At 45.8% G+C, this 18,601-nt stretch carries 18 protein-coding genes; 9 read left to right on the top strand and 9 right to left on the bottom strand.

Going from position 1 to position 18,601, the window contains the following annotated elements; genetic code table 11:
* Positions 1 to 15: 15 nt before the first annotated feature.
* The gene (gene ispA / locus FHQ23_RS05125; RefSeq protein ID WP_442805420.1) at positions 16 to 939 is read right to left on the bottom strand and encodes a (2E,6E)-farnesyl diphosphate synthase; all 924 of its coding nucleotides are present in this window, start codon (positions 937 to 939) and stop codon (positions 16 to 18) included.
* The gene (gene xseB / locus FHQ23_RS05120; RefSeq protein WP_139613359.1) at positions 932 to 1,174 is read right to left on the bottom strand and encodes an exodeoxyribonuclease VII small subunit; all 243 of its coding nucleotides are present in this window, start codon (positions 1,172 to 1,174) and stop codon (positions 932 to 934) included. The genes ispA and xseB overlap by 8 nt, the downstream gene beginning before the upstream one ends.
* Before the next feature lie 146 nt (positions 1,175 to 1,320).
* Between xseB and thiI the strand changes: the two genes are divergently transcribed.
* Entirely contained in the window at positions 1,321 to 2,769 is a 1,449-nt protein-coding gene (gene thiI, locus FHQ23_RS05115) for a tRNA uracil 4-sulfurtransferase ThiI (protein ID WP_139613358.1), read from the top strand.
* 52 nt (positions 2,770 to 2,821) lie between these two features.
* Here thiI and FHQ23_RS05110 read toward each other — a convergent pair whose 3' ends face one another.
* The 5 genes from FHQ23_RS05110 to FHQ23_RS05090 all read right to left on the bottom strand — a co-directional run bounded on the left by FHQ23_RS05110 (position 2,822) and on the right by FHQ23_RS05090 (position 8,637).
* Complete coding sequence (locus tag FHQ23_RS05110) at positions 2,822 to 3,727, bottom strand: SMP-30/gluconolactonase/LRE family protein (protein WP_139613357.1); 906 nt, start codon at positions 3,725 to 3,727, stop codon at positions 2,822 to 2,824.
* Positions 3,728 to 3,803: 76 nt separating this feature from the next.
* Positions 3,804 to 4,922 carry an ABC transporter substrate-binding protein gene (locus FHQ23_RS05105; protein WP_139613356.1) on the bottom strand — a complete coding sequence of 373 codons (1,119 nt, stop codon included), beginning with the start codon at positions 4,920 to 4,922 and terminating at the stop codon, positions 3,804 to 3,806.
* Between the two features lie 13 nt (positions 4,923 to 4,935).
* Positions 4,936 to 6,003: an ABC transporter permease gene (locus FHQ23_RS05100; protein ID WP_139611369.1), complete on the bottom strand. Its 1,068-nt coding sequence runs from the start codon at positions 6,001 to 6,003 to the stop codon at positions 4,936 to 4,938.
* A gap of 11 nt (positions 6,004 to 6,014) precedes the next feature.
* Complete coding sequence (locus FHQ23_RS05095; RefSeq protein ID WP_139613355.1) at positions 6,015 to 7,559, bottom strand: sugar ABC transporter ATP-binding protein; 1,545 nt, start codon at positions 7,557 to 7,559, stop codon at positions 6,015 to 6,017.
* Positions 7,560 to 7,830: 271 nt separating this feature from the next.
* Positions 7,831 to 8,637 (bottom strand): IclR family transcriptional regulator, encoded by an 807-nt coding sequence (locus FHQ23_RS05090; RefSeq protein WP_139613354.1) that lies wholly within the window; start codon positions 8,635 to 8,637, stop codon positions 7,831 to 7,833.
* A 218-nt stretch (positions 8,638 to 8,855) separates the two neighbouring features.
* Between FHQ23_RS05090 and yiaK the strand changes: the two genes are divergently transcribed.
* The 8 genes from yiaK to araD all read left to right on the top strand — a co-directional run bounded on the left by yiaK (position 8,856) and on the right by araD (position 16,404).
* The gene (gene yiaK / locus FHQ23_RS05085) at positions 8,856 to 9,854 is read left to right on the top strand and encodes a 3-dehydro-L-gulonate 2-dehydrogenase (RefSeq protein ID WP_139613353.1); all 999 of its coding nucleotides are present in this window, start codon (positions 8,856 to 8,858) and stop codon (positions 9,852 to 9,854) included.
* Between the two features lie 28 nt (positions 9,855 to 9,882).
* Positions 9,883 to 10,347, top strand: a complete 465-nt coding sequence (locus tag FHQ23_RS05080; RefSeq protein WP_139613352.1) for a NanQ anomerase/TabA/YiaL family protein — start codon at positions 9,883 to 9,885, stop codon at positions 10,345 to 10,347.
* A gap of 20 nt (positions 10,348 to 10,367) precedes the next feature.
* The gene (locus tag FHQ23_RS05075) at positions 10,368 to 10,850 is read left to right on the top strand and encodes a TRAP transporter small permease (RefSeq protein WP_139613351.1); all 483 of its coding nucleotides are present in this window, start codon (positions 10,368 to 10,370) and stop codon (positions 10,848 to 10,850) included.
* Entirely contained in the window at positions 10,847 to 12,127 is a 1,281-nt protein-coding gene (locus FHQ23_RS05070; protein ID WP_139611364.1) for a TRAP transporter large permease subunit, read from the top strand. The genes FHQ23_RS05075 and FHQ23_RS05070 overlap by 4 nt, the downstream gene beginning before the upstream one ends.
* Positions 12,128 to 12,165: 38 nt before the next feature.
* Positions 12,166 to 13,143 (top strand): TRAP transporter substrate-binding protein, encoded by a 978-nt coding sequence (locus FHQ23_RS05065; RefSeq protein ID WP_139613350.1) that lies wholly within the window; start codon positions 12,166 to 12,168, stop codon positions 13,141 to 13,143.
* Between the two features lie 176 nt (positions 13,144 to 13,319).
* Positions 13,320 to 14,804, top strand: a complete 1,485-nt coding sequence (locus FHQ23_RS05060; protein ID WP_139613349.1) for an FGGY-family carbohydrate kinase — start codon at positions 13,320 to 13,322, stop codon at positions 14,802 to 14,804.
* A 50-nt stretch (positions 14,805 to 14,854) separates the two neighbouring features.
* The gene (locus FHQ23_RS05055) at positions 14,855 to 15,715 is read left to right on the top strand and encodes an L-ribulose-5-phosphate 3-epimerase (protein ID WP_139613348.1); all 861 of its coding nucleotides are present in this window, start codon (positions 14,855 to 14,857) and stop codon (positions 15,713 to 15,715) included.
* Entirely contained in the window at positions 15,709 to 16,404 is a 696-nt protein-coding gene (gene araD, locus FHQ23_RS05050; protein WP_132966581.1) for an L-ribulose-5-phosphate 4-epimerase, read from the top strand. The genes FHQ23_RS05055 and araD overlap by 7 nt, the downstream gene beginning before the upstream one ends.
* 132 nt (positions 16,405 to 16,536) lie before the next feature.
* Here the strand turns inward: araD and ulaG are convergent, their stop codons facing one another.
* The gene (gene ulaG, locus FHQ23_RS05045; RefSeq protein WP_139613347.1) at positions 16,537 to 17,604 is read right to left on the bottom strand and encodes an L-ascorbate 6-phosphate lactonase; all 1,068 of its coding nucleotides are present in this window, start codon (positions 17,602 to 17,604) and stop codon (positions 16,537 to 16,539) included.
* Positions 17,605 to 17,675: 71 nt separating this feature from the next.
* Entirely contained in the window at positions 17,676 to 18,437 is a 762-nt protein-coding gene (ulaR, locus tag FHQ23_RS05040) for an HTH-type transcriptional regulator UlaR (RefSeq protein WP_139613346.1), read from the bottom strand.
* Positions 18,438 to 18,601: the final 164 nt, after the last annotated feature.

Genomic DNA, 18,601 nt, shown 5'->3' with positions numbered 1-18,601 from the left:
ACGTCGGATAATGCATTAATTATGCCGTTGAATAATATAATCCGCCAAGTTGATGAGCGGTTCAGTATTAAAATTCAAATCCTGTAACTCCGCTTTGGCGGTGGCAATTAATTGTTCAGCTCTTTGTTTGGCGCCGTCCAAGCCTAATAATTTGGGATAGGTGCTTTTGTCTAACAACAGATCTGAGCCGGCATTTTTGCCCAAAGTAGAGCTGTCAGCGGTGATATCCAAAATATCATCTTGCACCTGAAACGCTAAACCAATCGCTTGTGCATAACGGACGAGCCGTTGACGCAAAGCAAGATCGTCAAAGTGCGGTGAGGAGAGCACCCCCATTTCGACGGCAGCGGTAATTAACGCGCCAGTTTTATTGCGATGGATTCGTTGTAGAAATTCCAGGCTGACCGCACTTTGTTCAGCAACGAGATCCAGACTTTGGCCCAAACACATTCCTTGTCCACCGGCAGCGACGGCAAGGGTTTTGATCAACGCCACTTTTTGTTCGGCGGACACCATCGGCATATCGCTCAGGCATTCGAAAGCAAAAGCCTGCAACGCATCGCCTGCCAGAATAGCGCTGGCTTCATCAAATTCGATATGGCAGGTTTTTTGCCCGCGGCGTAGCGTATCATTATCCATTGCCGGCAGATCATCGTGGATTAGCGAGTAGCTATGCATTGCCTCAACCGCTGTTGCAGCGTAGTCTAACGCTTGCGGTTCGGCATGCAGCATGCGACCACAGGCATAAACCAAAAACGGGCGCAAACGTTTGCCACCCAATAGAATACCGTAACGCATCGCATCGGCTAATGGTGCCGGTGCGCTGTCGAACCGTTGTAAGCGCTGCTGCAAAAAACCGTTAATTCGCTGGTGCAAGCTGTTCAGATCGTCGGAAAAACAGTAATTCGGCATGGCTTGATCGTGGTGTTGATTAGTCATTGTTATCATAGTCTGCAAGTGGTGCTGCACTGCTTTTCTCCAACAGTATCTGTACCCGTTGTTCAGCTTTTTGTAGGCGCTGTTGCCCTTGTTGTGCTAATTTAATCCCTTTTTCAAACTCGCCTAATGCCTCTTCCAATGGCAATTCGCCTGATTCCAAACGGGATACGATGCTTTCCAATTGAGAAAGCGTTGATTCAAAATCGGTTTTTTTTGTATTGCCGAGTTTGTCCATTAAACAAGTCCTTACTGATTAATTACGTTATACTGTTTTATAAACCGCACATTGTACTTCAGATTCAATTTGTTGTCGGTGTTTTTTTATAAATTTCGTGTACAATGTCGCTAAATTTTTTTAACCATTAAAAATAGTCTGCTTACATGAAATTTATCATCAAATTATTCCCTGAAATCATGATCAAAAGCGAGTCGGTGCGCAAACGCTTTATCAAAATCTTAACCGGCAATATCCGTAATACCTTGGCTAAACACGATCAAACCGTGGCGGTGGTTCGCCATTGGGATTACATCGAAGTGCGGAGTAAAGATTGGCAACAGCGCGATCTGCTGTTGGATTATTTGCAGCGCACACCAGGTATCCACCACATTTTGGAAGTGGAAGATAAACCGTTTAGCAGTTTGCACGATATTTTTGAACAAACTTTGCAAGCGAAACGCGAGCTACTGGAAAACCGCACTTTTTGCGTACGCGTACGCCGTAAAGGCAAGCATGAATTCAGTTCGCTTGATGTAGAACGCTATGTCGGCGGCGGCTTGAACCAACAGATTGCCAGCGCTAAAGTGAAGTTGACCAATCCGGATATCACCGTGCGGATTGATATTGAAGACGATCATATGATGGTGGTTAAACAGCGTTATGCGGGATTGGGTGGCTTTCCGATTGGGACTCAGGAGGATGTGTTATCGCTGATTTCTGGTGGTTTTGATTCCGGTGTTTCCAGTTATATGTTAATTCGGCGCGGTTCGCGAGTGCACTATTGTTTCTTCAATCTGGGCGGTGCAGCGCATGAAATCGGCGTGAAACAGATGGCGTATCATATTTGGCAACGTTACAGTTCCTCGCACAAAGTGCGGTTTGTGGCGATCAATTTTGAGCCAGTGGTGGCAGAGATTTTGGAAAAAGTTGATAACGGGCAAATGGGCGTGGTGTTAAAGCGGATGATGGTGCGTGCCGCTTCGAAAGTTGCCGAGCGTTTCGGGATTCAAGCCATCGTCACCGGGGAAGCGCTAGGGCAGGTTTCCAGCCAAACCCTAACCAATTTACGCTTGATTGATGAAGCCTCTGAAGCGTTGATGTTACGACCGCTGATTACTCATGATAAAGAGCAAATTATTGAATTGGCAAAACAAATCGGTACCGATGATATTGCCAAATCCATGCCGGAATTTTGTGGCGTGATCTCAAAAAATCCGACCGTAAAAGCGATTAAAGCGAAGATTGAGCAGGAAGAGGCGCATTTTGATTTCAGTATATTAGACAGTGCGGTCAGCAGTGCACAATATTTGGATATTCGTAATATTGGCGAGCAAACTTCCGACATTACCCACGAGGTAGAAACCACCACCGTGGTTGGCGAGAACGACGTGGTGGTTGATGTGCGAAGTGTTGATGAAGTTGAGGAGAAACCGCTATTACTCAACGGTAAAACGATGCTAACGATTCCGTTTTACAAATTGGCAACCGCATTTGCCAAGCTAGATGCAGACAAACAGTATCTGCTGTATTGCGAGCGTGGCGTGATGAGCAAATTGCAAGCGTTGTATTTGCACCAATTGGGCTATCACAATGTTAAAGTGTTGAAGTTATAGGTAGAATTGCTATTCGATACACCCGTAACATGGTGTATCGAAGCGAGTTAGCCTAATCAAAAGCATTATATTGAAAGCCTTTGGTGTTTAACCGCACTCGGAACAGACAGTTGTCGGCGGTGATAAACAATTGATTTTGAGCCTTGCCGCCTAAGGTGCAATTTGACGTGGTTTTGCCTAACGTAATTTTTGCGACGATTTTTCCTTGTGGCGTAATGATCAGCACGCCATCAGCGCAACTGCAATAGATTAATCCATGTTGATCCACACAAAATCCGTCCGGAATACCGGGGTTGATTTCGCAAATGGTGCGGCGATTGCTCAGTTGGCATCCGTTGACATCAAAGGCGACCAAGTGGTGTAATCCATCGCTGAATTCTACGCCGGACATGTCTGCTACATATAAGGTTTTCTCGTCAGGGGAGAAAAATAACCCATTAGGGCGCATGGTATTAAACGTTGCCAGTTTAGTCTGGTTTTGTTGTGGGCAGTAGCAGTAGATATAGCAGCCGATTATCTCACTGGCGGCTTGATAGCCCTCGTCGTTGCTGAGAATACCGTAAGGGGGATCGGTAAACCACACCGTGCCGTCGGATTTCACTACCAGGTCGTTAGGGGAGTTGAAACGGCGCCCGTCGTAATGATCAACTAAAGTCGACACCTTGCCTTGTTTATCGGTGTGGCTGAGGCTACGGCTGCCATGTTGGCAGGTTAACAGTGAGCCATCCGTCCAAAGGGCATTGCCATTGGCAAAGTCGGAAGGGCTGCGAAAAATCTCAGTGCCTTTTTCGTGCCATTTAAACATTTTATTGCCTTTTACATCGCTGAAGATAACCGCACTTTCGTCCGGTAGCCAGACCGGCCCTTCTGCCCAAACGGCATCTGTGAACAGGCATTCCACTGAAGTATTTTGATCAAATAGATAAGCGTAGGCTGAATCATAAATATTAATAGTCATGATTGATATCCATGAGTGATTATGACCGATAAGGTTTACGGGATATCCGTCGATATCCCGTTGATGATTGAATAGATTACTTCACGCCCCAGATATTACGATAGGCATCTTGATAACCGTTTTGTGGGTCATAGTTATTTTTGTCGCCGCCATCATAGGCAATATTTTCTTTGGTGACCAAATGTACCGGCGTGATATAACCGGATGGTTTTTCACCGGAGAATGCGCGGTTTAGCTCATCAACCAATTGCCAACCGTGCAAATTTAGCGGTTCTGGCACGGTTGCCATTTGGTGCTCACCTGCGCGAATACGTTGATAAGCGGTGACGGAGCCATCGCCTGCCGAGATATTATAAGGTGCGTTATCGCCCTTGATGCCGGCGCTGCGCAGTGACGGTGCCATAAAATCAAAATACAGATCGTTAATGGCAAGGGTGTATTGGAAATTATCCTGATATTTCTGCAAGGTGGTGAAGGTCAATCCCGGCATTCTGCTGGAGGTATCAGCCAGCGGCGTATCGACAAACTCAAGCACGTTACAGCCACTGCATTGTTCAATAGTCTCTTTCATCACATTGGCTTTGCGCAATGCGATCTCATAGAGCGAGTCGGTTAAAATCACCACTTGGGCTTTGCCTTCCGATTTGGCGACGGCGAGGAGTGCTGATAATTTGGCAATTTGGTCGGAGTCAGAGGTGACATTATAGAAGACATTGTATTGGTCAATCGGACCCGGTTGTGGTGATGCGTGCCAAGCAATGAGCGTGATCTTCTGTTCATGGGCTTTTTTCAACGGATTGCGTGCCACATTCGGGTTCCAGCCGCCGATGACGATGGCATCCGGTTTTTTAGCAATCGCTTGATTGAGCGATGCCAATTGATTGCTGACCGATCCGGCACCGTCCAGCACATCTAATTTCCAACCCGCAACGGCTGCCGCTTGTTTCATACCGTCCAAAACACCCAACACGCCGCCGTTTTTCATGTCGGAAGCAATAAAAATGACAGACTTATCTTTTTGTAGCTGCGGACCACTGGTTGGGCCGTCCCAAACCGTTTGTGGTGCAGTGGCGGCAGCAACGGTTTGTTTCGCTTGGGCAACAAAGGCATCTTCGGCAAAAGCCGTTTGGCTGAAGCTGAAGACCACGCCGAAAAGTGCGGTAGCGATAAGGGATTTTTTAGCGATGCGTTTCATGAGCTTATCCTTATTATTGAGGTTGTGTTTCAGGGGTAATCGGTTCTTTTTTCTGAACCAATTTTTGGTTTGACAAACGTTTGCGTTGAGCATATCCGGCGATGGTAATCGACAGCAATAGGGTGGTGCCGTTAAATAACGGTTCGACCCAGAAAGCACCGCCAAATTGTTGAATGCCGGAAATACCGATGGCTAAAATGGCGATACCGACCACCGTTCCCCAGACGTTGACTCTGCCTGGTCGAATCGTAGTGCTGCCTAAGAATGCGCCGACTAATGCCGGTAATAAGTAGTCCATGCCGACACTGGCTTGTCCTACGCCTTGCTGTGCGGCGATCAACACACCGGTGAAGCCGGTCAAAGTGCTGGAGGCGATAAAAGAGACAATGGTATATTTTTTGATTGAGATGCCGTTCAGGCGTGCGGCTGCCGGATTGCCACCGACTGCATACATACAGCGACCAATCGGGGTATGTTCAGTGATAATCCACAAAATAATCGCAACAATCAGCACATAAAAAGCCGAGATCGGAATGCCGAAAAGCGCAGTGCTGTTGAGATCATAGAACGCATCTGGCAGATCACCGACAATTTGTCGCCCACCGGAGTGCCATAATGCAATCGCGTACAAAACAGTGCCGGAGCCGAGTGTGGCAACAAAACTGTCAATGTCCGCCAGGGCGACTAAAATGCCGTTTAATAATCCGTATAGTGCCGCAATAACCAATACGGTGATCACCGCCATTTGCCACGAAAAACCAAATTGAATCTGCAAGCTGATGGCTAAAATATGCCATAACACGATGCCAAAGCCGACGTTGAGATCAATTTTACCGACAATCATCGTAGTGGTGGCCGCCAGTGCCAGCAACGCAATTTTGGATTTGGTTTCCAAAATCGCATTCAAGGTCAGCATCGAGGCAAAGGTCGGTGTGGTCAGTGAAAACACCAATACCAGTATCACACACAGCCAGAGCAGCCCATAACGGGTTGATTGTTGCGACAACCAAGGCATAAAACCGTCCCGACGCAGGGATACGGCTTGTTCAAGTGCGGTAGATTTGACAGAGGTTTGAGCCATAATAACAATCCTTATATCGCTGAATGCGTTACGGGTGAAGTGTGATTGGTTGACGCCGCAGAAGCCAGCTGTAGTAGTCGCGCAAAGGTGATCTCTTGATTAAACAGTTCGCCGACCACACTACCACGGTTGAATACCAGTGCACGGTTGCAAAGGTGGGCGATCTCTTCAAAATCGGTTGAGATCACGATAATCGCCATGCCGTTGGCAAGGGCTTTATTTAACACATCATAAATTTCAGCTCTGGCGCCTACATCGACCCCAGCGGTGGGATCTTCAAGAATTAGCACAGGGGTATCGAGGTGTAACCAGCGCGCCATGACGATCTTTTGCTGGTTGCCGCCGGATAAGGCGCTGACCTCGATAAACATATTTTTAGGACGAATATCAAATTGTTGGAATTTAAACCAGCTCTCTTTCAGCTCCTGTGCCCGATCATACCATCTAAGTGCGGTTTTCTGTTTAATGATAGGGTTGAGGAATAGGTTTTCGGTGGTGGTCATCGACATCACCAAACTTTCGTTGGCGCGATCTCCGGCAACCAGCGAGATTCCTTTTTGAATCGCCTCTTGTGGCGAAGTAGGCTGGTAATCCTGTTCCAATAAGGTAATGCTGCCTTGATCCGCTCGGCGTAAGCCGAACAGCAAGCGACCCACTTCTTCTTGCCCTGCACCACGCAGCCCGGCAAGAGCGATCATTTCACCACGGTGTAGTGAGAATGACACTGGACCGGTGTCGCCGATAGTAACGTCAGAAAGCGTGATCACAGGGGCGGTGTTACTCGGCAGCGGCATACGCTGATGTTCACGGGTCTGTTCGCCGACGATCACCTCGACCAGATCTTTCACCGAATAGTCGCTAGTTTTCCCTTCTGCAACCGGAAAACCGTCACGCATCACATAGATACGGTCAGCGATGTCAATCACTTCGTCCAGTCGGTGAGTCACATATATCATGCCGACCCCTTGCTGTTTTAAGGTGTGCAGTACGGTGAAAAGGTGTTTCACGTCACTGGCGGGCAGTGAGGCGGTTGGTTCGTCCAAAATCAAAATTTTAGCGTTCACCGCAATTGCTCTAGCAATCGCCAACAAGGCTTTTTCGGTGCGTGACAGATCAAAAACACGAGTGTCGGGATCCAGATTAATGCCCACTGCTGCCAAGGCTTTTTCTGCTTGAGACCGTACTTTTTGCCAGTTGATCAGCTTAAAACGCTTAGGAAATCCTATCACAAACGCCATATTTTCAGCCACGGTCATCCATTCAATTAAGCCGAGATCCTGATGGATAAAGGAGATTGGTTGCAGATTATCGGTTTTTAGCGACAGCGCAGAGTCAATGACTTGGTTTTCAAACAAAATTTGTCCACCGTCATTTGGGTAAATGCCTGCCAGAATTTTAATCAGGGTGGATTTTCCAGCCCCGTTTTCGCCTAGCAAGGCAACGATTTCGCCGGGATAGATATTGAGACTCACATCGTTGACAGCAATATTACTACCAAAGCGTTTCACGATATGTTGCATGCTTAGGCGCGGGGTTTCGGCGTGATTATTGTGCATAGTGTTTCCTTGGTTTGGAGGAAAAACAGCACGCTTGAGTGCTGGCCACTGGGTCGATTTTAAGAGGTGTCTTTTCAAATTATGAAATAATATTTTGTTATTTGAAATTATGAGATTGTTATTTTGTGAGCAACATCAAAATTTATTCGTTAAAAAGCGGTTAATAGAAAAAAACGAATAGTTAACATCGAATAAGTTTGTGAAAGATAAAAGGTAGAATGGCGTGTTATTTTCGATTGTGTGGCGTTGATGCCACACAATGAGGAGTGATTTAAATACTGCTGGTTGAGCCTAACTCATTGGAAATAGCATTGGCGGTTTTTTTCAGGCGTTGCAAAAGTGCGGTTTTGCCGATTTGGTTGAGGCGTGCGGTCGACAGCGAGATTGACACTGAGTAAACCACTTTACCGTTAATATCGAAAATTGGGCAGGCAATACAACTGACGCCAATTTCATTCTCTTCGGCATCCATTGCGAAACCCAAATCACGAATGGTTGCCAACTCATTTTTCATATCATCCAGTTTGGTGATGGTGTTACAGGTGAGCTTTTTAATATGACTTTTGTTTTTTTCCCAATACAGTGGCAGGTAATCACGCTGGTCGTACGCCATAAAAATTTTGCCCATTGCCGAGCAGTAGAGTTGCAGATGTTGCCCGATGTAGGAACGGGTTCGCATCATGCCCATGGTCGGCTCCAGCTTGTAGATCATGATGGCGTGTCCGTTTTCCCGCAATGAGAAATTGACGGTTTCCCCGGTTTCAAGGTTCAGTTCTTCCAACAGCGGCGAAGCAATATTGATGATATTTAATGAGGAGAGGGTTTTTTGCCCGATGGATAAGCATTTGCTGGTCAGCCGATAAGTCCCCATGGTGTTGGTCGGTTTGACAAAACCACAAGATTGCAAGCTTTGCAGCATACGATGGGTAGTGCTTTTATTCAGGCCAGACAGCTCGCTCAATTTTGCTAAAGGACAGCCATTAGGAAAGTTACTCAAAATTTCAAGCAGGGTTAAGCCACGAACTAAACTTTGATTATTAACCGATTTTTTGCCTTCTGATTCAATGTGATCTGACATATTTCTGCTCTCATAATTGACAAGCTCTATTATTCCTCTTTCTTATCGAAAAGGTCAATCTAAAAATGCGATAAGGATCACAATATCAACAAAATTTTATAACTATTTGATTTATATTGATTTTAATTTGAAATTAAATTTGCTTAATTATTAAAATTCATACAATATATGAAATATCATTTCACTATATGAAATTTCAAGCAACAGTAGAGGTTATTATGCAAGTCAGTTACAGCGAATTAAAACAAGAATTCAAACGGGTTTTATTGGCGCGTGGTGTCGAAGAAGGCACGGCGGAAGCCTGTGCAACCATGTTTGCCGATACCACCGAATCCGGTGTTTACTCCCATGGTGTTAACCGTTTCCCACGTTTTATCCAACAGCTGGAAAAAGGTGATATTGATCCGACAGCCAAGCCGACAAAGGTGCTTTCTCTTGGCGCAATCGAACAGTGGGATGCCCATCAGGCAATCGGCAATTTAACCGCAAAAGAGATGATGGATCGCGCAATGGTATTAGCTGATCAACATGGAATCGGGGTGGTTGCGCTGAAAAATGCCAACCACTGGATGCGTGGCGGCGGTTATGGCTGGCAGGCGGCAGAAAATGGCTACATCGGCATTTGTTGGACCAATTCGATTGCGGTAATGCCGCCGTGGGGCGCTAAAGAGTGTCGCATCGGCACCAATCCGTTGATTATTGCGATTCCAAGCAATCCGATCACGATGGTGGATATGTCCTGCTCGATGTATTCCTACGGCATGTTGGAAGTCAATCGTCTTGCCGGTCGTCAAACCTTTGTCGATGCGGGATTTGATGATGACGGCAATTTGACCAAAGATCCGGGCACGGTTGAAAAAAATCGCCGTCTATTGCCGATGGGCTATTGGAAAGGTTCAGGACTGTCGATTGTGTTGGATATGATCGCAACCCTGCTTTCCAACGGCTTGTCCGTAGCGGAAGTGACTGAAGAGAAAGATGACGAATATTGCGTTTCACAAGTGTTCATTGCCATCGAAGTAGATCGTTTGATTGACGGCAAAACCAAAGACGAAAAGTTGCAACGGATTATGGATTATGTGAAGACCGCAGAACGTGCCGATCCTAATATTGAAGTGCGGTTGCCGGGGCATGAATTTACCACCATTTTGGCAGACAACCGCGCCAACGGCATTCCGGTCGATGATACTGTCTGGGCAAAATTGAAATCACTCTAATCCGGACAAGATACTTAAGGAATACATTATGTTTTTTGGTCATATTTCACAAGTAGAGGAACATCTCTATCCAAGTGCGGTTGCCGCCGCACTGGATTTTCTGAAGAATACCGATTTCGACCAATTGGCAGCAGGGCGCTATCCGATCAAGGGCGATCTGATTTATGCGCAGGTGTTGGATTTGGAAACACAGCCAAAAGCGCAAATTTTGCCGGAAGTTCATCGTCGCTATCTCGACGTACAATATCTGCATAGTGGACAAGAGCGGATTGGTGTTGCGCTGGATTGTGGCGGTAATACGGTGGCAAAACCTTACGATACTGAACGCGATATTTTGTTTTATCAAGATGTTGACGCTGAATCGGAACTGGTGATGCGTCCTGGTAATTTTGCAGTATTTTTCCCCAATGATATTCACCGTCCGGCATGCTTCGATGGTGAAATGGCGAAAATTCGTAAGGTTGTCGTCAAAATTGCCGTCAGTGAACTTTAATCAGTTTATCAGGAGTTCAAATGAATAACGTCATTTTCTATACCAGCAAAATCTTGGAAACCGTTGTGGTGTTACTGCTGTCAGCAATGGCGATCATGGTGTTTACCAATGTGGTGCTACGCTACAGCTTCCATACCAGTATTACTGTTGCCGAAGAATTATCCCGCTATGCGTTTGTTTGGGTTACTTTTTTGGGGGCGGTGTTAGTTTTTAAAGAGAATGGGCATGTCAGTGTGTCGGTCTTGATCGATAAACTGTCGCCTTTTAAACGTAAACTGCTTACTGTGCTGACCGATGGGCTGATGTTGTATTGCTGCTATCTGATTTTTGTCGGCAGTTATGCTCAAATGCAATTGAATATGAGCAATTATGCGCCGATCTCAGAGATCCCTACCGGGGTTAATTTTCTGGCGAGCGTGATTATGAGCGGTTTAATTGGTCTATTGCTACTGATTCGTTTGGTTTCCAATGCGATCCAATTAGCCAAAGGAGAGTTAGCATGACGATTATTATTTTCCTCGGCGTGTTGCTGGGTTCGATTGCATTGGGTATTCCGGTTGCTTTCTCCTTGATCGTGTGTGGCGTTGCCTTGATGCTGCATCTGGATCTGTTTGATCCACAAATCTTGGCGCAGAATCTAGTCAGCGGCGCAGACAGTTTTTCATTGTTGGCAATTCCGTTTTTTATCCTTGCCGGAGAGTTGATGAATGAAGGCGGTTTATCAAAACGGATTATTGATTTACCGATGAAATTAGTTGGGCATAAACGTGGCGGTTTGGGCTTTGTTGCAATTATTGCCGCAATGATTATGGCAAGTCTGTCCGGCTCAGCGGTGGCGGATACAGCGGCAGTTGCAGCAATGTTGATTCCAATGATGAAAACCACTGGCTATCCGGTCGAACGTTCTGCCGGCTTGATCGGTGCCGCAGGAATTATTGCACCGATTATTCCGCCTTCGATTCCGTTTATCATCTTCGGAGTTGCCAGTGGCGTATCGATTACCAAACTGTTTATGGCAGGGATCTTCCCCGGCATCATGATGGGTTGCTGTTTGGCGGCGTTGTGGGCGTGGCAATCCAAACGCCTGAATTTGATGACGTTCTCGAAAGCCACTAAACAAGAGCTGTGCATTTCGTTCAAAAACAGTATTTGGGCACTGTTGTTGCCGGTGATTATTATCGGCGGCTTTCGTCTGGGCATTTTCACCCCGACCGAAGCTGGTGCGGTAGCTGCATTTTACGCCTTGATTGTTTCCATGTTTGTATATCGTGAGTTAAAAATCACACAGCTGTACGGCGTGTTACTGGCGGCAGGCAAAACTACTGCCGTAGTGATGTTGCTGGTTGCGGCTGCGCAGGTCTCCGGTTGGTTGATCACCGTTGCCGAACTGCCGCAAATGATCACCGAGCTGCTGGAACCCTTGATTGACTCACCAACCTTGCTGCTAATTGTCATTATGATCGCCGTTTTCATTATCGGGATGGTGATGGATTTGACCCCGACCGTACTGATTTTAACCCCGGTGCTGATGCCGCTGGTGGAAGAAGCCGGAATTGATCCGGTCTATTTCGGGGTGCTGTTTATCCTGAATACATCTATCGGCTTGATTACGCCACCGATCGGCAATGTCTTGAATGTGATCACCGGCGTGGCGAAATTGCAGTTTGATCAAGCAGCAAAAGGGATTTTTCCTTATATGCTCATGCTATTGGGACTGCTGTTTGCTTTTGTTTTGTTTCCATCGTTGATTTTAACGCCACTTAGCTGGCTACAACCTTAATTTAAACGTTTTACTTCAACCTCTAATAGGAGAATGTTATGAAAAAACTTACCGCACTTTTAACCGGATTAACGCTGGCTGCCGCAACGGTTAGCGCTCAAGCTGCAACGACGTTACGTTTTGGTTATGAAGCGCCACGCAGTGATACTCAACATATTGCTGCCAAAAAATTTGATGAATTATTAAAAGAGAAAACCAAAGGCGAATTGAAGTTATCGCTGTTTCCAGACAGTACTCTGGGTAATGCACAAACCATGATCAGTGCCGTGCGTGGCGGTACTATTGATATTGAAATGTCGGGCTCACCGAATTTCAGTGGCTTGGTTTCTAATTTGAATGTGATCGATATTCCGTTTATTTTCAAAGATAAAGCCCATGCTTATCGGGTGTTGGACGGTGAAATTGGACAAGGGCTACTGAAAGAGTTGGAAGATAAAGGTTTGAAAGGGTTAGGCTTTTGGGAAGTCGGTTTCCGTTCTATCACCAACTCTAAACATCCGATCAACACCCCTGACGATGTCAAAGGCTTAAAAATTCGCACCAACCAGAACCCAATGTATGTTGAAGCGTTTAAATTACTGGGTGCTAATCCGGTGCCGATGCCATTGTCAGAGCTATATACCGCACTTGAAACCCGTGCGGTTGATGCTCAGGAACACCCAATCGGCATCGTTTGGTCAACCAAATTGTATGAAGTGCAAAAACATTTAAGTTTGACTAATCATGGTTACACCCCGCTGTTGGTGGTGATGAATAAACAAAAATTTGACAGTTTCTCGCCGGAAGTACAGCAGGCGATTTTGGATGCGGCAAAAGAAGCTGGTGCCTATCAGCGTGAACTGAATGCCAAAAACGAACAGGATATTCTGGATAAATTCAGAAAAGCTGGGATCGAAGTGGTCGAAAAAGTGGATACCAAACCGTTTCGTGATATTGTAGAAAAACCGGTTCGTCAATATTTTATCGAACGTAATGGTGACACGCTAGTTAAACAAGTTGATGCCTTAGCAGAATAAATCAACAATAATAACTAAAAGCGGATAACTAAACTGGTTATCCGCTTTCTCAAGTTTCAGAACCGCACTTTTAATCGCTCACATTGTTTCGATAAGGTGAGTTGCTATGGTAAGGCTGATTGCTTATAGTCATTCTTGCCATAGTCAGAGATATTCAATCAGGTATAGGAGTCTATATGGATTTTTGGTTAGGCGTAGATTGCGGTGGCACCTTTATTAAAGCCGGGATTTATGACAGCAACGGCAAAGAGTGTGGCAGTTATCGTCAAAATCTGGCGATTATCAGTGCTAAGCCCGGTTGGGCTGAGCGTGATATGGGCGAATTATGGCAAGCCTGTGCTGCGGTGATTGCCGGCGCGATTCGCTCGTCAGGTGTGGCGGCGGAAAATATCAAAGGTGTTGGGATCTCAGCGCAGGGCAAGGGACTGTATTTATTGGATAAAAACCAAGCCCCGTTAGGCTACGGCGTGATTTCAGCCGATCAACGGGCATTGGCGATTGTGAAACAGTGGCAAGCTGAACAAATGCCGCAAAAATTATACCCGATTACCCGTCAAACATTATGGACTGGGCATCCGGTGTCGATTCTACGTTGGTTAAAACAGCATGAACCGGCATGCTACGCACAAATCGGCAGCGTGTTGATGCCACATGATTATTTGCGTTTTTGTTTAACCGGTGAAATTGCCTGCGAAGAGACCAATATTTCCGAATCGAATCTATATAATATGCAGAGCGGCAAATATGATCCAGAACTGGCTAAGCTGCTGGGTATTGAAGAGATTATGCCGGCGCTGCCACCGATTATCGGTTCATCACAAATTGCTGGGTATATCCATGAAGAGGCAGCGCAGCAAACCGGCTTAAAAGTCGGCACCGCAGTTGTCGGCGGATTGTTTGATGTGGTTTCGACCGCACTTTGTGCCGGTTTGGACGATGAAACCAAGCTCAACACCGTGCTTGGTACATGGTCGGTAGTCAGTGGAATCACGTCTTGCATTGACGATAGCCAGAGCCTGCCGTTTGTGTACGGACGCTACGCCCAACAGGGTGAATTTATTGTGCACGAAGCCAGCCCGACTTCAGCCGCTAATTTGGAATGGTTTACTCGACAATGGAAAGTGGATGATTATGCGGAAATTAACCGTGCGGTGGCAGAACTGCCTAAAGCCGATAGTAGTGTGCTATTCATGCCGTTTCTATATGGTTCCAATGCCGGGCTTGGGATGCAGGCCGGTTTTTACGGGCTACAATCCATACATACTCAAGCGCATCTATGGCAGGCGATCTATGAGGGCGTGATTTTCAGCCTGATGTACCATTTAGAACGAATGCGACAACGTTTTCCGAATACCAAAGTCTTGCGAGTGACCGGTGGACCGTCACGCTCGGAGGTTTGGATGCAGATGTTGGCGGATCTGACCGGTTTACCGTTGGAGATTCCGCAACTAGAAGAGAGCGGTTGTTTGGGGGCGGCATTGATGGCAATGGTTGGCATGCAAGTGTTTAGTGACAGTAAGCAAGCACAGCAAATCATTGCTGCGCAGATGAAGCATATTACGCCGGATCCCGCCGTGTATGACAAATATCAAAATAAATATAAAAAATATAAATTATTGCTTGAAAGTTTAGCGCATTTTAATAATCATTGTAATGATTAAATGTGATATATTGTGATTTATTTTGATTTTAAAAGGCAAAGAGGTAGTCAATGAGAAAACATAAATTAGGCATCTATGAAAAAGCATTGCCAAAACAGCTAAGCTGGCAGGATCGCTTATCCATTGCCAAAGCCTGTGGTTTTGATTTTGTCGAAATATCAATCGACGAAACCGACGAACGCTTGGCGCGTTTGGATTGGAGCAAAGCGCAGCGTTTGGAAATCGTTAAAGCAGTGTTGGAAACCGGCATTACCATTCCGTCAATGTGCTTGTCCGGTCACCGTCGTTTTCCCTTCGGCAGTCATGACCAAAAAGTGCGGTCAGAAGCTTATGTAATTATGGAAAAAGCGATTCAGCTTGCTAGTGATATCGGCATTCGCACCATTCAACTGGCTGGCTATGATGTTTATTATGAACAGCAAGACGACAGCACGCTGCAAGGTTTTATCGACGGTATGCAATGGGCGGTGGAAAAAGCAGCGGCATCGCAAGTGATGTTGGCGGTCGAGATCATGGATACCGAATTTATGAACTCGATCACCAAATGGAAGCAGTGGGACAAGCTGTTGGCTTCGCCGTGGTTTACGGTTTACCCTGATGTCGGCAACTTATCGGCTTGGGGCAATGATGTCAGCCAAGAATTGGAATTAGGTATCGATCGGATTGCAGCGATTCACTTGAAAGATACCTATGCGGTGACAGAAACGTGCAAAGGGCAGTTCCGAGATGTGCCGTTTGGCGAAGGCTGTGTCGATTTTGTCAATGTATTCAGAACCTTGCAAAAGCTGAATTATCGTGGTGCATTCTTGATTGAAATGTGGACTGAAAAATCTGAAGAGCCGATTGCAGAAATTATCAACGCCCGCCGTTGGATTGAACAAAAAATGAAAGAAGGGGAGTTTGTATGTTAGAAGCATTAAAACAACAGGTGTTTGAAGCCAATTTAGCGTTGCCTAAATATGGTTTGGTAACCTTTACTTGGGGCAATGTCAGCGGTATTGACCGTGAACAGGGTTTGGTGGTGATTAAGCCATCTGGCGTTGAGTATGATGTGATGCAAGCTGAGGACATGGTTGTGGTCGATCTTTATAGCGGCGCCGTGGTGGAAGGTAGCAAAAAACCGTCTTCCGATACCCCGACCCATCTGGAGCTATATCGTCAATTTCCGCAAATCGGTGGCATTGTGCACACCCATTCGCGTCATGCCACCACTTGGGCACAAGCCGGGAGAGATTTGACTGCACTAGGCACCACCCATGCAGACTACTTCTACGGCACGATTCCCTGCACTCGTTTGATGACGGACGCAGAGATCCAAGGGGAATATGAGCTGGAAACCGGCAAAGTGATTGTTGAAACGTTCGCTACACGCCAAATTCAGCCGCAAGATGTGCCGGCAGTGTTGGTCAATTCGCATGGACCTTTTGCCTGGGGCAGTGATCCGCACAATGCGGTGCACAATGCGGTAGTGTTAGAAGAGATCGCCTATATGAATTTATTTGCCTGCCAATTGAACCCAACCATCGGCGCAATGCAGCAAACCTTATTAGACAAACATTACCTGCGTAAGCATGGCAAAAATGCTTATTATGGGCAGTAAGTTAAGTATTTTTGTTCACTGATATAGAAGGGGCGATTATATCGCCCCAGATTTTTCATATTGCCCAGAACTAAAAGCACTCAGAACTAAAAAGGGCTGTGTCGCCACAGCCCCTTGCCAGATTCCTTTCAATTACAGGAACGATTTGTACGGTAATTCCGGTTCATCGATAAAGATGTCTTCAAAGCCACGGTAGTGTTGGAAATAGATTTTATCTTTGTCAGTCGGGAAGGTGTATTTGCCACCGACTTGCCAGAAGAACGGGTGGAATTGATAGCCCAACCGCTCTTTCTTCATATTCCACAGCACTTCGATTTCACGCGGATCACTTTGGAAGTTTGACCAGATATCGTGGTGAATCGGCACCACGACTTGGGTATTCAAACACTCGGCAGCGCGTAAAATATCGGAAGAGGTCATTTTGTCGGTCACACCACGTGGGTTTTCACCGTATGACATAAAGGCAACATCAATTTTATGCTCGTTACCGTGTTTGGCGTAGTAGTTGGAGTAGTGTGAATCACCGGAATGGTAGATATTTCCGCCACTGGTTTGGAACAGGTAGTTGACGGCGCGGTCGTCCATGCCGTCTAAAATGGCTTTATCAGTCGAGGATTCGCCTGCCGGTAAGGTGACAAGTGCGGTACGGTCGAAAGCGTCCAACACTTTGATTTTGACATCACCGACTTCGATTTCATCGCCGACTTTGGCGATAATACAGCGATCCGCTGGCACGCCCCATTTTTGCCATAAATCAACACAGGCTTTCGGGCCGATAAATTTGACTTTCTCGTCACAGTTTTGCAGAACGGCGGCGGCAACATTCGGGTCGATGTGGTCAGCGTGATCGTGGGTTGCCATCACTGCATCAATTTGTTTAATCGCAAACGGATCCAGCACAAACACGGAGGTTCTCAAATTCGGCTGTAAGTTACGTACACCGCCCATCCGCATCATTTGGTGTTGTTTGTTCATTAATGGATTTTTACCGCTGCGTTTTCCGGTTCCACACCAGAAATCTACCGAGATATTGGTATTACCGGCGGTTTTAAACCAAATTCCGGTGCAACCCAACCACCACATTGACACGGTGCCAGCTTGCACTTGCTCTTGCTCAATCTGTTCATTAAGCCAAGTTCCCCATTCCGGAAAGGTGCTTAAAATCCAAGATTCACGTGTAATTTCATCAACTTTACTCATAATATTTACCTTTATTTTGGTTAACAAATTTGATTGATCACAACGTTATTGCAAGAGAGCTAACCGCACTTTTAGACTAAAATCACGTCCACACCTTTTTCTTTTAAGGCCGTGATCACTGTCGGATTGGCGTCCTTTCCTGTAATAACGATATCTAACTGTTCTGCGGTTGCAAAAATGGTGCCGATTCGTCCGCCAACTTTTGAGCTGTCAACTAATGCCACCAGCTTGTTGACGTGTTTCACCATCTTTTGTTCAACCATAGCGGACAACAGATCCACTTTGAACAGCCCCTCTTCACTTAAGCCACTACCGCTGGTAAACATATAGTGTCCGGCATAAAACGCATCACTGGTTTGGTCGGTGCTCAGAAAAAGATTCTTTTCTTTATAAAACTGTCCGCCCAAGACCACTAAATTATCGTGGTTCTGTTCAATCAGGTAGTTGAGCAATGGAAAGTAGTTAGTAATGACTTGTACGGGTTTCCCATTGATCTCTTGTCCTAGTAAAAACGCGGTGGAACCGCAGTTAATCACAATACTCTCGCCGTTTTTACACAATTCAGCGGCTTTTTTAGCAATTTTGCTTTTTTCATCATAGTTAGAGGTTTGATGAATATTCATCGGCGACCAAGTGGTGCTTTTGTTACTTTCCTCTGCTACATAAGCACCATTACGGACTTTTTTCAGCTTTCCTTGCGTATCCAACTTGGTAATGTCGCGGCGCGCCGTTGCCGGAGACACCGAGAAACCATTGACGATTTCGTTGATTGTTAACGATCCCTGCCGATGCAACAGCTCTAAAATTGCATTTTGTCTTTTTAGTTCCGTCATATTAACCTCACATATGAGCATAATGTGATTGAAATTAACTATACCAATCATTTGTATGATTATCAATGATTATTTGTCAAAAGTAATCATTGATTACTTGATTTCAATTAACACTATGATAAATAATAATAAAGTAAATTTTTAATTTTTGTTTAGATATTTTT

This window comes from Testudinibacter crocodili, from assembly GCF_006228025.1.
GTDB lineage: Bacteria > Pseudomonadota > Gammaproteobacteria > Enterobacterales > Pasteurellaceae > Chelonobacter.
Note: the sequence above shows the minus strand (reverse complement) of the source record. Positions and strands in the feature narration are given on the sequence as shown.